General features: G+C 72.3%; 15 protein-coding genes. 7 read left to right on the forward strand and 8 right to left on the reverse strand.

Annotation, left to right across the window (positions count from 1 at the left end):
* The first annotated feature begins 261 nt into the window (after positions 1 to 261).
* Positions 262 to 480, forward strand: coding sequence for a general secretion pathway protein GspB (locus tag ACE3UN_RS11210; protein ID WP_374675031.1), 219 nt, complete (start codon positions 262 to 264; stop codon positions 478 to 480).
* Here ACE3UN_RS11210 and aroQ read toward each other — a convergent pair.
* Positions 474 to 944, reverse strand: a complete 471-nt coding sequence (gene aroQ, locus ACE3UN_RS11215; RefSeq protein WP_374675032.1) for a type II 3-dehydroquinate dehydratase — start codon at positions 942 to 944, stop codon at positions 474 to 476. The genes ACE3UN_RS11210 and aroQ overlap by 7 nt on opposite strands.
* A 128-nt stretch (positions 945 to 1,072) precedes the next feature.
* Between aroQ and ACE3UN_RS11220 the strand changes: the two genes are divergently transcribed.
* Genes ACE3UN_RS11220 through ACE3UN_RS11230 form a run of 3 tightly spaced genes read left to right on the forward strand, consistent with a single transcriptional unit; the run spans position 1,073 to position 4,470 of the window.
* Entirely contained in the window at positions 1,073 to 2,410 is a 1,338-nt protein-coding gene (locus tag ACE3UN_RS11220; RefSeq protein ID WP_374675033.1) for a glutamine synthetase family protein, read from the forward strand.
* 15 nt (positions 2,411 to 2,425) lie between these two features.
* Positions 2,426 to 3,796 (forward strand): aspartate aminotransferase family protein, encoded by a 1,371-nt coding sequence (locus tag ACE3UN_RS11225; RefSeq protein ID WP_374675034.1) that lies wholly within the window; start codon positions 2,426 to 2,428, stop codon positions 3,794 to 3,796.
* A complete protein-coding gene (locus ACE3UN_RS11230; RefSeq protein ID WP_374675035.1) occupies positions 3,793 to 4,470 on the forward strand; it encodes a GntR family transcriptional regulator in 678 nt (225 codons plus the stop codon). The genes ACE3UN_RS11225 and ACE3UN_RS11230 overlap by 4 nt, the downstream gene beginning before the upstream one ends.
* On the opposite strand, the gene folE2 is transcribed toward ACE3UN_RS11230, so the two are convergent.
* The 4 genes from folE2 to xseB form a co-directional block, all read right to left on the reverse strand.
* On the reverse strand, positions 4,471 to 5,271 hold the full coding sequence (folE2, locus tag ACE3UN_RS11235; protein ID WP_374675036.1) for a GTP cyclohydrolase FolE2: 801 nt from the start codon (positions 5,269 to 5,271) through the stop codon (positions 4,471 to 4,473).
* Between the two features lie 123 nt (positions 5,272 to 5,394).
* Positions 5,395 to 7,287 (reverse strand): 1-deoxy-D-xylulose-5-phosphate synthase, encoded by a 1,893-nt coding sequence (gene dxs, locus ACE3UN_RS11240; protein WP_374675037.1) that lies wholly within the window; start codon positions 7,285 to 7,287, stop codon positions 5,395 to 5,397.
* Positions 7,288 to 7,329: 42 nt separating this feature from the next.
* Positions 7,330 to 8,217: a polyprenyl synthetase family protein gene (locus ACE3UN_RS11245; protein WP_374675180.1), complete on the reverse strand. Its 888-nt coding sequence runs from the start codon at positions 8,215 to 8,217 to the stop codon at positions 7,330 to 7,332.
* Positions 8,214 to 8,462 carry an exodeoxyribonuclease VII small subunit gene (xseB, locus tag ACE3UN_RS11250; RefSeq protein WP_374675038.1) on the reverse strand — a complete coding sequence of 83 codons (249 nt, stop codon included), beginning with the start codon at positions 8,460 to 8,462 and terminating at the stop codon, positions 8,214 to 8,216. Before xseB ends, ACE3UN_RS11245 begins: the two co-directional genes overlap by 4 nt.
* 264 nt (positions 8,463 to 8,726) lie before the next feature.
* Between xseB and ACE3UN_RS11255 the strand changes: the two genes are divergently transcribed.
* Positions 8,727 to 9,851, forward strand: coding sequence for an aromatic ring-hydroxylating dioxygenase subunit alpha (locus tag ACE3UN_RS11255; protein ID WP_374675039.1), 1,125 nt, complete (start codon positions 8,727 to 8,729; stop codon positions 9,849 to 9,851).
* Positions 9,852 to 9,897: 46 nt separating this feature from the next.
* Here the strand turns inward: ACE3UN_RS11255 and ACE3UN_RS11260 are convergent, their stop codons facing one another.
* A complete protein-coding gene (locus tag ACE3UN_RS11260; protein WP_374675040.1) occupies positions 9,898 to 10,383 on the reverse strand; it encodes a cupin domain-containing protein in 486 nt (161 codons plus the stop codon).
* 159 nt (positions 10,384 to 10,542) lie between these two features.
* On the opposite strand from ACE3UN_RS11260, the gene ACE3UN_RS11265 reads away from it, so the two are divergent.
* Positions 10,543 to 10,965, forward strand: coding sequence for a DUF3717 domain-containing protein (locus tag ACE3UN_RS11265; RefSeq protein WP_374675041.1), 423 nt, complete (start codon positions 10,543 to 10,545; stop codon positions 10,963 to 10,965).
* Entirely contained in the window at positions 10,962 to 12,356 is a 1,395-nt protein-coding gene (locus tag ACE3UN_RS11270) for an MATE family efflux transporter (RefSeq protein ID WP_374675042.1), read from the forward strand. The genes ACE3UN_RS11265 and ACE3UN_RS11270 overlap by 4 nt, the downstream gene beginning before the upstream one ends.
* Here the strand turns inward: ACE3UN_RS11270 and ACE3UN_RS11275 are convergent.
* Together ACE3UN_RS11275 and ACE3UN_RS11280 are read right to left on the reverse strand one after the other, a co-directional pair.
* Positions 12,316 to 13,803 (reverse strand): ATP-binding protein, encoded by a 1,488-nt coding sequence (locus ACE3UN_RS11275; RefSeq protein ID WP_374675043.1) that lies wholly within the window; start codon positions 13,801 to 13,803, stop codon positions 12,316 to 12,318. The genes ACE3UN_RS11270 and ACE3UN_RS11275 overlap by 41 nt on opposite strands.
* The gene (locus tag ACE3UN_RS11280) at positions 13,800 to 14,522 is read right to left on the reverse strand and encodes a response regulator (protein WP_374675044.1); all 723 of its coding nucleotides are present in this window, start codon (positions 14,520 to 14,522) and stop codon (positions 13,800 to 13,802) included. The genes ACE3UN_RS11275 and ACE3UN_RS11280 overlap by 4 nt, the downstream gene beginning before the upstream one ends.
* Between the last annotated feature and the right edge of the window lie 22 nt (positions 14,523 to 14,544).

Here is a 14,544-nt window from a genome sequence, read left to right on the forward strand (position 1 = left end):
CCCGGGCCCACGCCCACCCCCACTTAGTCCTCCCCCGTGGCCCCCGCGGCCCGGCCCGCCACTCCGGCCGCCCCGGTTACCGACGTGGCGGCCGCCGCGGCGCCCCCGCCGGTGGCACTGCCCGGGCCACTGGTGCCGGCACGTCCCACGGCGGCGGATGCGCCCGCACCGGCGCGATCCGAGGCGCCCGCGCCGGCCGCCCGGACCCGGGGCGCCACGCCGGCACCGGCGGCCGCCGCGCCGGCGCCGGACCGCGTGCCCATGCTGTCGGAATTGCCTGCGGCCACGCGCCAGCAGCTGCCTGCCCTGAGCGTCGGCGGCTCGGTGTACTCGGACGACCCGGCCGCGCGCTTCATCCTGCTCAACGGCGAAGTCGCCAGGGAAGGCGCCCAGCCCGCGCCCGGGCTGGTGGTCGAGCGCATCGGGCCGCGCAGCGCCGTGCTGCGCTACCGCGACCAGCGCTTCCGCCTGCCCTACTGAGGCGCCTTCGCGCCCGGCGGCGCCGCCAGCCGGTCGGCCAGGTAGCGCAGCGCGGCCAGGTAGCCCTGCACGCCCAGTCCGGCGATGACCGCGTCGGCCACGCCCGACACATACGAGTGGTGGCGGAACGGCTCCCGGCGGTGCACGTTGCTGATGTGCACCTCCACCACCGGCAGCGCCACCGCGGCCAGCGCGTCACGCAGGCTCACGCTGGTGTGCGTGAGTCCGCCGGGGTTGATGACGATGGCCTGCGTGCCGTCCAGCCGGGCGGCGTGGATGCGGTCGATGAGCGCACCTTCATGGTTGCTCTGGAAGCACTGCGCCACCCGCCCGACGGCGGCGGCCTCCTCGATGAAGCGCCGCTCCACGTCGGCCAGCGTGTCGCTGCCGTACACATGGGGCTCGCGGGTGCCCAACAGGTTCAGGTTCGGGCCATTCAACAGCAGGATGCTCATGGCCGGCATGCTACGCGCAGTGACGCATCTCCGGACGGCGGCGAGTGTTTCGATCAAAGCTGCCGATCAGGCCAGTAAACCCAGCGTGTTAGGCGGTTTTTGTGATCACAAAAAGCAGGTTCGTTACACTCGAACCCATGCACACCCCGCTCGCCGAGTTCCTCGCCACGCACCGCATCCATGAAGTGGAGTGCGTCATCCCCGATATGACGGGCATCGCCCGCGGAAAGATCCTGCCCCGGGACCTGTTCCTGTCGGCCGGCGAAATGCGCATTCCCAAGAGCGTGCTGCTCAACACCGTGAACGGCCAGCAGCCGGACAACGGGCCGTTCGTGGGCGACACCGACCCGGACATGGTGTGCCTGCCCGATCCGGCCACCGTGCGCGTGGTGCCCTGGGCCGCCGAGCCGGTGGCGGTGGTGATCCACGATTGCCAGGAGTGGGACGGCCGCGCGGTGCAGCTGTCGCCGCGCGCGGTCCTGCGCAGGGTGCTGGCGCTGTACGAGCGCCAGGGCTGGAAGCCGGTGGTGGCGCCGGAGATGGAGTTCTACCTCGTGGCCCGGCAGCAGAACCCGCACGAGCCGCTGCAGCCGCCTCTGGGGCGCACCGGCAAGCCCGAGGTGGGGCGCCAGAGCTACTCCATCGACGCGGTGAACGACTTCGACCCGTTCTTCATGGAGCTGTCGCAGTTCTGCGAGCAGCACCAGCTGGGCGTCGAGACGCTCATCCACGAGGCCGGGCCGGGGCAGATGGAGATCAACTTCACCCACGGCGACCCGCTCGACCTGGCCGACCGGGTGTTCCTGTTCAAGCGCACGGTGCGCGAGACCGCGCTGCGCCACGGCGTGTTCGCCACCTTCATGGCCAAGCCCATGGAGCAGGAGCCGGGCAGCGCCATGCACATCCACCAGAGCCTGGTGGACGCCACCACCGGACGCAACCTGTTCAGCCGCGAGGACGGCACGGCCAGCGACCTGTTCATGCAGTACCTGGCCGGCCTGCAGACCTACATCCCGCAGCTGATGCCGATGTTCGCGCCCTACGTGAACTCCTATCGCCGCCTGGCCCCGTACATGTCGGCCCCCATCAACGTGCGCTGGGGCTACGACAACCGCACCTGCGGCCTGCGCATCCCCAAGTCCGGCCCCGAGTCGCGGCGCATCGAGAACCGCGTGCCGGGCGTGGACGTGAACCCCTACCTCGCCATGGCCGCCACGCTGGCGGGCGGCTGGCTGGGCATGCGCGACCAGCTGCAGCCCAGCGAACCCACGTCCGACAGCGCCTGGAACGTCAGCCACGAGCTGCCCCGTCACCTGGAGGACGCCATCGCGGCGATGCGCGCCTGCGAGCCGCTGAAGGAGGTGCTGGGCGAGCTGTTCGTCGACGCCTTTTGCGCCGTGAAGGAGCTCGAGTACGCCACCTACAACCGCGTCATCAGCTCGTGGGAACGCGAGCACCTGCTGCTGCTGGTCTGAAAGGAGACGCCGAGGATGTCCCCCCTGCCCCCCACCGGCGTGGCCCCGGAGCGCATCCGGCGCGTGGCCGAGGCCGAACGCAGCCGCTACGCCAGCGACAACCCGCGCTCGCTGGCCCTGGCCGCCCAGGCGGCCGAGCACCTGATGTTCGGCGTGCCGCTGCACTGGATGAACGACTGGGCCACGCCGTTCCCGCTGCACGTGGCCCAGGCGCGCGGCGCGCGGCTGACCGACGTGGACGGCCATGAGCGGCTGGACTTCTGCCTGGGTGACACGGGCGCGATGTTCGGCCACTCGCCGCCCGCCGTGGCGGCCGCGCTGGCCGCCCAGGCCGGCCGCGGGCTGACGACCATGCTCGCCAGCGAGGACGCGGGCACCGTGGCCGGGCTGCTGGCGGAGCGCTTCGGACTGCCCTTCTGGCAGTTCGCCATGACGGCCACCGACGCCAACCGCTTCGTGCTGCGCTGGTTGCGCGCCGCCACGGGGCGCCGCGTGCTCCTGGTGTTCAATGGCTGCTACCACGGCACCGTCGACGATGTGTTCGTGGACCTGGTCGACGGCCGACCGCAGCAGCGCGACAGCCTGCTGGGCCAGGTGCACGACCTGACCGCCACCACGCGTGTCGTCGAGTTCAACGACCTCCCCGCTTTGGAGGCGGCGCTGGCCCCCGGCGACGTGGCCTGCGTGTTGGCCGAGCCGGTGATGACCAACATCGGCATGGTGCTGCCCGACCCCGGATTCTGGGAGGCGGCCATCCCGCTGATCCACCGCCACGGCGCCCGCCTCGTGATGGACGAGACGCACACCATCAGCAGCGGGCCCGGGGGCTATGCCCGCGCCCACGGCCTGCAGCCCGACGCGGTGGTGCTGGGCAAGCCACTGGGCGGCGGCATGCCGTGCGCAGCCTACGGGTTCAGCGCCGAGCTGGCGCAGGCGGCCCAGGCCGCGAAACGCGCCGCGCCGCCGGGGCATTCCGGCATCGGCACCACGCTCACCGCCAACCTGCTGGCCATGGCCGCGATGCGCGCCACGCTCACCGGGCTGATGACGCCCGAGGTCTACGCGGGGCTGCACGCCCGCTGCACGCGCCTGGCCGGCGGCCTGCGCACGGCCATCGCCCGCCATCGCCTGCCCTGGTGCGTGACGCAGGTGGGTGCGCGCTGCGAGTTCCAGTTCTGCGCCAGCCCGCCGCGCAACGGCACCGAGGCCGGCGCCGCCATGGACGCGGGGCTGGAACACGCCTTGCACCTGGCGATGCTGAACCGCGGCGTGATGATCACGCCGTTCCACAACATGATGCTCGTGTGCCCCGACACCACCGACGCGGACGTCGACCGGCTGCTGGCCACGTTCGACGAGGTGCTCGGCCTCCTGGTGAGCCCGTGAAGCCCACGGATCGACCCGACGACCATGCCGCGCCCACGCAGCAGGACGCCATCTACGCGCGGCTGCGCCAGTGGATCACGGTCGGTCGGTTCCTGCCCGGCGAACGCCTGAAGATCCGGACGGTGGCGGCCGAGATGGGCGTCGGGCAGATGCCGGTGCGGGCCGCCCTGCAGCGCCTGGCGGCCGAAGGCGCGCTGGTCAACGTGCCCAACGCCGGGGTCGCCGTGCCGCGCCTGTCGCTGCCGGAGTTCGACGACCTGCTGCAGATGCGCATGCTGCTGGAGGGAGAGGCGGCCGAACGGGGCGCGGCCCGGCTGGACGCCGCGGGCCTGCAGGCGCTGGCCGCCATGAGCGAGCGCATGGGCCAGGCGCTGGCCGCGGGGGACGCGGACGCCTACCTGGGCGACAACGAGGACTTCCACGTGATGCTGTACCGCGCGGCCGGCTCGCCGCTGCTCTTCCAGCTGATCGACACGCTGTGGCTGAAGGCGGGGCCGGTGTCCAACCAGCTGTTCGAGACCCCGGAGGCGACCGGCGTGCTGAACGACGCGCACACGGACGTGGTCAAGGCGCTGCAACGTCGCGACCCCGCCGGCGTGCGCCGGGCGGTGGAGAAGGACATCTTCGTGGCCGGCCAGTTCCTGCGCCGACGCCTGCAGGCCGCCAGCCGCTGATCAGCGCTCGATGCGCGCCCAGGCCGAGTGGTTGTGGATGGACTCGAAGTTCTCCACGTCCACCACGTAGCGGCCGATGCGATCGTCGGCGTTGAGGGCCAACGCCACGTCGCGGACCAGGTCCTCCACGAACTTCGGGTTCTCGTAGGCCCGCTCGGTCACCCACTTCTCGTCCGCCCGCTTGAGCATGGGCCAGATCTCGCTGGACGCGGCGTCCTCGGCGAAGCGCACCAGCTCGTGCCACTCGATGGGCTGCTGCTCGGGCGACTTCAGCTCCACGCGCAGCGTGACCAGCGAACGCTGGTTGTGGGCGCCGTAGTCCGAGATCTCCTTGGAGCACGGGCACAGGCTCTTCACCGGCACGCCCACCTCCATCCACAGCGACGAACGGCCCGCGCGGCGCTCGGCCACCAGGGCGCCGGCGTAGTCGAGCAGGCTCTGCAGGCCGGACACCGGCGCGCGCTTGCGGATGAAGAAGTGGAAGCGCGCCTCGATGCGGCCCTCGTCGGCGTGCAGCTTGTCCAGCATGCCGCCCAGGCCGGTGGCCAGCGCACCCGGGGTCAGGGCGCCCTCCTGGGCATCCAGCCAGGCCACGAAGCGTGACATGTGGGTGCCCTTCTGCTCGGCGGGCAGCGCCACGTCCAGCGCCCACAGGGCCGAGGTGGCCTGCGCCGCGCCCGCCACCTGCAGCGTGAGCGGGTAGCGCACGTCCTTCACGCCCACGCGCTGGATGGCCAGCCGGCGCCCGTCGCGTTCGCTCTGGGTGTCGGGGATGTGCAGCGCGTCGGTGAGGTTGGTCATGGTCGGGCGGGCAAACAGGGGGGCGGCCGGGTCAGCGGCGGGGCCGGGCCGCGTAGCTTCTCAGTTTTCAGGGGGCGGCGCTGGCGCGCGGTCTTCCCGATCCATGCTAGCCGGCCGGCGCGCTCAGGCCGCCGCCGGCTTCACGAGGGCGAGCGCCGGCCCGAAGCGCTTGCGAATGGCCTGCTCGATGCCGGCGGCATCCAGGCCGCACAACGCCAGCAGGCGCGCCGGGTCGCCATGCTCGATCACCTCGTCGGGCAGGCCCAGCTGCAGGACCGGCACGGTGACGCCGGCGGCCGACAGGGCCTCGAGCACGGCGCTGCCGGCGCCGCCGGCCACACAGCCTTCCTCCAGCGTCACCAGCGCCTCGTGGCGGCGCGCCAGGTCCAGCACCAGCTCAGTGTCCAGCGGCTTGACGAAGCGCATGTTGGCCACCGTGGCGTCCAGCGCCTCCGCCGCGGCGAGCGCGGGGTACAGCAGCGTGCCGAAGGCCAGGATCGCCACGCGCCGGCCTTCACGACGGATCTCGCCCTTGCCCCAGGGCAGGGCCTCGTCCAGGGAGGCCGTGGCGGCGACGCCCACGCCGGCGCCCCGCGGGTAGCGCACGGCAGCCGGGCCGTCGTGGCGGTAGGCGGTGGTCAGCGCCTGCCGGCACTCGTTCTCGTCGGCCGGCGTCAGCAGGGCCAGGTTGGGCACGCAGCGCACGTAGGCGATGTCGTAGGCGCCGATGTGGGTGGCGCCATCCGCCCCCACGATGCCCGCCCGGTCGAGCGCGAACATCACCGGCAGGTTCTGGATGGCGACGTCGTGGATGAGCTGGTCGTAGCCCCGCTGCAGGAAAGTGGAGTAGATGGCCACCACCGGCTTCAGCCCCTCGCAGGCCAGGCCGGCGCCGAAGGTGACGGCGTGCTGCTCGGCGATGCCCACGTCGTGGTAGCGCCGCGGGAAGCGGCGCTCGAACTCCACCATGCCCGAGCCCTCGCGCATGGCGGGCGTGATGCCCACCAGACGCTCGTCGGCCTCGGCCATGTCGCACAGCCACTGCCCGAACACCTGCGTGAAGGTGGTCTTGGGGGCGGTGGCCGGCTTCTGCAGGCCCACCGCCGGGTCGAACTTGCCGGGGCCGTGGTAGTTGATCGGGTCGGCCTCGGCCAGCTTGTAGCCGTAGCCCTTCTTGGTGACGACGTGCAGGAACTGCGGCCCCTTCGCCTGGCGCAGGTTCTCGAGCGTGGGCACCAGTGAGTCCAGGTCGTGGCCGTCGATCGGGCCCACGTAGTTGAAGCCGAACTCCTCGAAGATGGTGCCCGGCACGACCATGCCCTTGGTGTGCTCCTCGAAACGCTTGGCGAACTCGTACAGCGGCGTGTTGCGCAACACGCTCTTGGCACCCTCGCGCGCGGCGGCGTAGAACTTGCCGCTCATCAGGCGCGCCAGGTAGCGGTTCAGTGCCCCCACCGGCGGGCTGATCGACATGTCGTTGTCATTCAGGATGACCAGCATGTCGGGCAGGCCGGCACCGCCGGCGTAACCGCCGTGGTTCAGCGCCTCGAAGGCCATGCCGCCGGTGAGCGCACCGTCGCCGATGATGGCCACGGCCCGGCGGTTCTCGCCCTTGAGCCGCGCGGCGTGGGCCATGCCCAGCGCCGCGGAGATGGAGGTGGACGAATGGCCGGTGCCGAAGGTGTCGTACTCGCTCTCCGCTCGCCGGGGAAAGCCGCTGATGCCGCCCAGCTGCTTGAGCGTGGCCATGGCCTCGCGCCGGCCGGTGAGGATCTTGTGCGGGTAGGACTGGTGACCCACGTCCCACACCAGCCGGTCGTACGGCGTGTCGAACACATGGTGCAGTGCCACCGTGAGTTCCACGGTGCCCAGGTTCGACGACAGGTGGCCGCCGGTGCGGCTGACGGTGTCCAGCAGGAAACCCCGCAGCTCGCCGGCCAGCGCCTTGAGCTGTGCCCGGCTGAGCTGGCGCACGTCGTGCGGGGAGTCGATGGACTGCAGCAGGGTGTAGCTCATGGCGGCAGCGTGAGAGCGTTGTCGGAACAGGTGGTGCGCGGCTCAGTGGTGCCGGTCCACCACCTTGTCGGCCAGCCAGGCCAGGCGGTCGGTGTGCGCCAGCCCGCTGCGCGAGAGCGCGGTCATGGCCTGGTCACGCAAGGCGTCGGCCTGCCGTCGGGCTTCGCCCAGGCCCAGCACGCTCACGTAGGTGGGCTTGTTGCACTCGCTGTCCTTGCCGGCGGTCTTGCCGAGCGTCTCCGACGCCTGCGTGACGTCGAGGATGTCGTCGACGACCTGGAAGGCCAGGCCGAGCGCGTCGCCGTAGGCACGCAGCGCGTCCCAGGAGGAGGCGTCGGTCTGGCCGCACGCCGCGCCCATCAGCACGCTGGCCTGCAGCAGCGCGCCGGTCTTGCGCCGGTGCATGTCGCGCAGGGCCGCCTCGGTCAGCGGCCGGCCCACGCTGGCGAGGTCGATGGCCTGGCCGCCGGCCATGCCGGCGTGGCCGGCGGCACGCGCCAGCAGGGCCACCAGCCGCGCCTGCAGTGCCGGCGCCATGCCGTCGTCCGGCGTCAGCACCTCGAAGGCCAGGGCCTGCATGGCGTCGCCGGCCAGCATGGCCTGGGCTTCGCCGAACTGCACGTGCACCGTGGGCTTGCCGCGGCGAAGCGCATCGTCGTCCATGCACGGCATGTCGTCGTGCACCAGGGAATACGCATGGATGAGCTCCACCGCCACGGCGGCCCGCAGCGCGGCCGGCGTGTCGCCGGCCACCGCCTCGCAGGCGGCCATCACGAGCAGCGGCCGCAGGCGCTTGCCGCCATCCAGCACGGCATAGCGCATGGCGGCGCCCAGGCCGGCCGGCGTGTCGCTGGGAACCAGCCGGTCCAGCGCAGCCTCCACGGCCTGCAGCTGGCGGGACACCCAGCCGTCCATCTTGTCGTCGTTCATCCAGTCGTCGTCCAAGGCTTCTGCAGCCCATCCTCGAGCACCTTCACCTGCGTCTCCACGGCGGCCAGCCGCTCGCGGCAGAAGGCCAGCAGGAAGGCGCCCCGCCGATAGCCCTCCAGCAGGCGATCGAGCGGCATCTGCCCCGCTTCCATGGCCTGCACCAGCGCGTCCAGCTCGAGCAGGGCCGCCTCGTAGCTGGCCGGCTCGTCGGCGTCAGGCAGGGCAGCGGGGGTGGCGCGAGGCATCTTCGGGGGGAGAAGGGTAAACGTGGAATTGTAGTCAGGGTGCCCTGGAGGAGACGCTCCAAACCCCTGCCGACGGCCCCAAAGGACGTAACTGTTGTCCCCGTGTCCGGCGCCCAGGGCCCGGAATTGCCCGCCCGGCTACAATACTTGCCCCCGCTGCGGCTCATTCGGGCCCCAGCGGGTTGTCATCTGTAGCAGTCATGCCCACCCGCGGGGCCACCGGGTGGGGGGTTTACTGACATCCTTTTGGAGATCCTGGGGATCATGTCGGACCTGAGCGTCACGCTGGAAGCTCTGGGGCGCGAAACGCGCTCCCAACTCTCTGTCTCTACCTACTTCGACGAGGACTTGCTCCGCAGGGAGCAGGAACTCATCTTTCAGCACGGACCGCGCTACCTCGCGCACGAGCTGTCCGTGCCCGAGGTGGGCGATTACTACGCGCTGCCCCAGGAGGGCGAGGGCCGGGCGCTGGTGCGCACGCCCAAGGGCGTGGAGCTGGTCTCCAACGTCTGCCGGCATCGCCAGGCGGTGATGCTGCGCGGCCGGGGCCACACGCGCTCGAACATCGTGTGCCCGCTGCACCGCTGGACCTACACGCTGTCCGGCGAGCTGGTGGGCGCGCCCCACTTCGACCACGACCCCTGCCTGCACCTGAACAACTACAAGGTGCGCACCTGGAACGGCATGGTGTTCGAGGACAACGGCCGCGACATCGCCGCGGACCTGGCCGGCCTGGGGCCCCGGGCAGCGCTCGACTTCTCCGGCTACGTGCTGGACCACGTCGAGATGCACGAGTGCCGCTACAACTGGAAGACCTTCATCGAGGTGTACCTCGAGGACTACCACGTGGGGCCGTTCCACCCCGGCCTCGGCAACTTCGTCACCTGCGACGACCTGCGCTGGGAGTTCGGCAAGCACCATTCGGTGCAGACCGTGGGGGTGCTCGACCAGCTGCAGCGTGCCGGCTCACCGGTGTACCGCCGCTTCCGCGACCAGGTGCTCAAGCTCGGTGAGGGCCGGGCGCCGTCCCAGGGCGCGATCTGGCTGACGTACTACCCGAACATCATGATCGAGTGGTACCCGCACGTGCTCACGGTGTCCACGCTCTACCCGCAGGGGCCGCAGAAGACGCTGAACGTCGTCGAGTTCTACTACCCGGAGGAGATCGCCGCCTTCGAGCGCGAGTTCGTGGAGGCCCAGCGTGCGGCCTACATGGAGACCTGCATCGAGGACGACGAGATCGCCGAGCGCATGGACGCGGGCCGCCGCGCCCTGTTCGACCGCGGCGACGACGAGGCCGGCCCCTACCAGAGCCCGATGGAAGACGGCATGCAGCACTTCCACGAGTGGTACCGCCGCGTCATGGGGCTGGGGCGCTCCAACTGGTGACGAACCGGGGCACCCGGCCGCGGGGTACCTCGGCCGGGAACCGCCTTCACTGGTGCAGGCCGGTGAGCTTGCGCCAGGCGCGCACCAGCCAGTGCGGCTGGTGCAGGGTGTAGGCCTTCTTGGCGTGCTGGGGCACGTGCCACACGGCGCGGGTGCCGGCGTGGAAGGTGGCGGTGTCGCCCGGGTGGATGCTGAAGCGACGGCCCATGTACTCCACGTCGACATGGCCTTCCAGCAGGTGCACCGTCTCGTCGTGGCTGAACTGCCACTCGAAGCTCGTGGGGCCGTCGCAGGCCCACAGGCCGCTCACCACGCGGCCGTCGGGCGAGCGCAGCGTCTCGACGCCCTTGAACACGGGCTGGCCCGACCGCACCCAGCTCGGGTCGACCTGGAACTCACCCAGCGGCCGTGACTGCGCCTGTGCCGACGGGGCCGGCGCGGCGTGGTGGTAGCGCACGGCGTCGATGACGCCCACGGCCGCCAGGGCGACGACCGCGCCGCCCAGCGCGGGGAGAAGGTAGCTCTTTCGCATGGCGTGATTCTGGTGCGCCTGCCCGGGTGGCACGTCCGACATCCGAGGGGTGCGCCTCAACAAAATGTGGACTTGGCCCCGGCCCGGCCGCCCCGGGCCGGCGTCGATAGAATCCGCGCCCCGGCCACCCTGGCCGCCGCGGTTTCCTGTGCACGTCCCATGGCCGGCATCCACCTGCATGACATCGAGCTGGCCATCAACTGGTGGCGCGAGCGCGCGCCCTCCCCGGACGGCGTCACCGCCGCGCCGCCCGTGCGGGCCTTGGGCGAGGTGTACGCGCTGATGGTGTACGAACGCCGCCAGGAGGTGGAGGAGAACGCCCTGCCGGCGCCCGCGCGTGACGCCTGGCTCGCCTGGTACGCCAGCACGCCCGATGCGCCCTGCATCGCCATCTGTTCCACCGCGCAGGGCGACGCCATCTGCAAGGGATGCGGGCGCACCGAGGACGAGGTGCAGGACTGGCCCGTGTACACACCCGCGGAAAAGCGGCAGGTCTGGCGGCGCATCACGCTCGAGGGCACGGCCTGGCGCTTCAACCGCTACGCGGAACGGGCGCGCGGCACGGGCCCGTCCGCTTCATGACTCCCGTCGAGGGAGCGGCCGACGCCGGGCGGCACGGCTTCGCCGCGGACGTGGCGCGCATCCTGCCCCTGGCCTGGCCGGTGTTCATCGGCCAGGTGGCGGTGCTGGCCTTCGGCACCATCGACACGGTGCTGGTGGGCCGCCATTCGCCCGAGGAGCTGGCCGCCTTCGCCGTGGGGGCGGCGGCTTACGTCACCATCTTCGTCGGCTTCATGGGGGTGGTGCTGGCGGTGTCGCCCATCGTGGGCCAGCTGTTCGGCGCTCGCCGCCTGTCACAGGCCGGCGCGGAGCTGCACCAGGCCGTGTGGCTGGCCCTGGCGCTGTCGGCGCTGGGCAGCGTGCTGCTGCTGTACCCCCAACCCTTCCTCTGGCTGGCCAAGGCCACCCCGGAGGTGGCCACGCGCGTTCACGGCTACCTGCAGGCGCTGGCGGTGGCCCTGCCCGCCTCGCTGCTGTTCACGGCCTTCCGCGGCTTCAACACGGCCGTCTCGCGGCCCAAGGCGGTGATGGGGCTGCAGCTGGCCGGCCTGGCGCTCAAGCTGCCCTTGTCGGCCGCACTGGTGTTCGGCTGGCCGGCGGCCGGCGTGCCGGAGCTGGGCGTGACAGGCGCAGGCATCGCCACCGCGGTGGCCATGTGGCTGCAGGTGACGCTGGCGTGGGCGCTCATGCGCCGCGACGCCTTCTACGCGCCGTTCGGCATCTGGGGCCGCGGCTGGCCCGCCCCGGACTGGCGGGCACTCAAGGGCCTGCTGCGCCTGGGCGTGCCGATGGGGCTGGCCATCCTGATCGAGGTCACCGGCTTCAGTGCCATGGCCCTGCTCATCTCGCGGCTCGGCACGGTGCCGGTGGCCGGCCACCAGATCGCGGTGAACCTGGTGTCGATGATGTTCATGCTGCCGCTGGCGCTGGCCAACGCCACCAGCACCCTCGTGGCGCAGCGCATCGGTGCGGACGACCTGGCCGACGCGCGCCGCCTGGGCTGGCACGGCCTGTGGCTGGGCGCGGGGCTGGCGGCCACCCTGGGCGCCGCGGTGTTCGCCGGCCGGGCCTGGGTGGTGGGCTGGTACACGGGCGACGCGGCCGTCGCCGCCGCCGCGGTGCCGCTGCTGGCCTGGCTGGTGGTGTTCCACCTGGCCGACGCGGTGCAGACCATCGCGGCGTTCGTGCTGCGCGCCTGGCGCATCGCCACGGTGCCCATGTTCATCTATGCCGGCGCCCTGTGGGGCATCGGGCTGGGCGGCGGCAGCCTGCTGGGCCTGAGCGGTGCGGAGGCGGTGCCGCCCTCGCTGCGCGGCGCGCCCGGGTTCTGGGCCGCCGCCACCACCGGCCTGGTGGCGGCGGCGGTGGCGCTCACCGGGCTGATGCGCTGGGTGCTGCGACCGGCACGCTGAGCACGAAGCAGCTGCCGCCGCCGTCGCGGCTGTCGCAGCGCACCTGCCCCCGGTGCGCCAGCGCGATCTGGCGCACGAGCGCCAGTCCCAGCCCCACCCCGCCTTCCCGCTCGGCATGGCCGGGCAGGCGGTAGAACGGCTCGAAGATGCGCTCGCGCAGGTCCGCCGGCACGCCCGGCCCCCGGTCGCATATGTGCAGCTCGACGCCGCCGCCGGCCGAGCTCTGCAGTCGCACGGTCACCTCCGCGCCGCCATAGCGGCGCGCGTTCTCCAGCAGGTTGCGTGCAGCCCGCCGCAGCAGGCGCTCGCTGCCCGTCACCTGCCAGGGCCCGGGGCCCTCGGTCTGCAGCTCGGCACCGATGCGCGAGGCCTCTTCCGCCACCACACCGGCCCAGTCCACCGTCTCGCCGAGGTCATGCACGGCGCCGGCGTCCAGGCGGCTGGACAGCAGCACCTCTTCCACCAGGGCATCGAGCTCCCCGATGTCAATGTCGATCTCGCGGCGCAACGACGCCTGCAGCGCGGGCGGCGCGTCCTCCATCAGGGCGACGGCCATCTTCAGCCGCGCCAGGGGCGAACGCAGCTCGTGGCTGGCGTTGGCCAGCAGGCTCTGGTGCGAGCGCACCAGCGCCTCCACCTGCGCGGCCGCGCGGTTGAAGCTGGCGGCCACCGCGGCGACCTCGTCGCGGCCGTCATCGGGCACGCGGTGGTGCAGCGCACCGGCACCGAAGGCCTCCACGCCCTGCTTGAGCTGCTCCAGCCGCCAGGTGAGGCGACGCACCACGGGCCAGGCGCCGCCCGCCACGGCCAGGAACAGCAGCGCCAGCAGCGCCACCAGGCCCAGGCTGGTGAGCCAGTCGGACGGGCGCTGCGGCCGCGGCAGGTCGAGCCGCAGGTCCCGCGGACCGAACTCGGGCGGCGGCCCGCCCGCCCCCGCGCCGGCCGGCGCGCGGCCGTCCATCTCGCCGGGCGGCGGCGGCTCGGGCGGTGGCCCGGCGGGTCCGGGCCCGTCGGGGCCGTCCGGCCCGATGCCGCGCTGCAGCCGCCCCAGGTTCGGGCGCATCAGCCACAGCACGCGGCCGTCCTCCAGGCGCACGGAAAACGCCCGTCGCGCGGCGGGGCCGGCTGCCCCGCTCTCCGATTCGCGCCGCAGGTAGGACTCCGACGCCGCGATGCGCACCCCCTGCACGTCGTGCAGCGCCAGCGGCACGCGCAGGCGCCTCGACCAGTCCCGCAGGGCGGCCGCCTGTTCGTCGGCAGGTGCCGCCGGCCCGGGCAGGGACGCCTGGATCATGTCGCCCCAGGCCGCCATGCGCTCGGACAGCACCGACTCGGCGCGCTGGCGCTCGTGCTCCAGGTGGCGGCTGAGCAGCCAGCCGGACACCAGCGCGAACAGCGCCAGCGCGGCCACCACCGTGAGCCAGATGCGGACGTAGAGCGATCTCACGGCGTCGTCGTGCCGTCGGGATCCTGCTTGCGGGCGAACACGTAGCCGGTGCCGCGCACGGTGAGCACGCGCTTGGGGTTCTTGGGGTCGTCCTCGATCACCGCGCGGATGCGCGAGATGTGCACGTCGATCGACCGGTCGAAGGCCTCCAGCGGATGGCCCTTGAGCGTGTCCATGATCTGGTCACGGCTGAGCACCCGGCCGGGGCTGCGCGCCAGCACGGACAGCAGCTCGAACTGGTGGTTCGTCAGGTCGCAGCGGCGGCCGTCGAGGCGGGCCTCGCGCGCGCCGAGGTCGATCTCCAGCCGGCCGAAGCGCAGGATCTCGTCGTTGCCCAGGTCGGGCGCGGCCCGGCGCAGCAGCGCCTTCACGCGCGCCAGCAGCTCGCGTGGTTCGAAGGGCTTGGGCAGGTAGTCGTCGGCGCCGATCTCCAGGCCGAGGATGCGGTCCATCGGCTCGCCACGCGCGGTGAGCATCAGCAGGGGCAGCCGACGGGTGCGCGCGTCCGACCGCAGCTCGCGCGTCATGTCCAGGCCGTCGCCGTCCGGCAGCATCAGGTCCAGCAGCAGGGCGTCGTAGCCGCCCATCCGCAGGCGCTCCCGGCCGGCCGCCAGGGAACCGGCCGCGTCCACCTCGAAGCCGTGCGCCCGCAGGTAGTCGCCGACCATCTGGGTCAGGCGCGCGTCGTCGTCGATGAGCAGCAGCTTGGAGGCGGTCATGGCAGTGGCGGGCTGACCGGTG

Origin of the sequence: Ideonella sp., assembly GCF_041918995.1 — a bacterium.
Lineage (GTDB): Bacteria > Pseudomonadota > Gammaproteobacteria > Burkholderiales > Burkholderiaceae_C > Ideonella.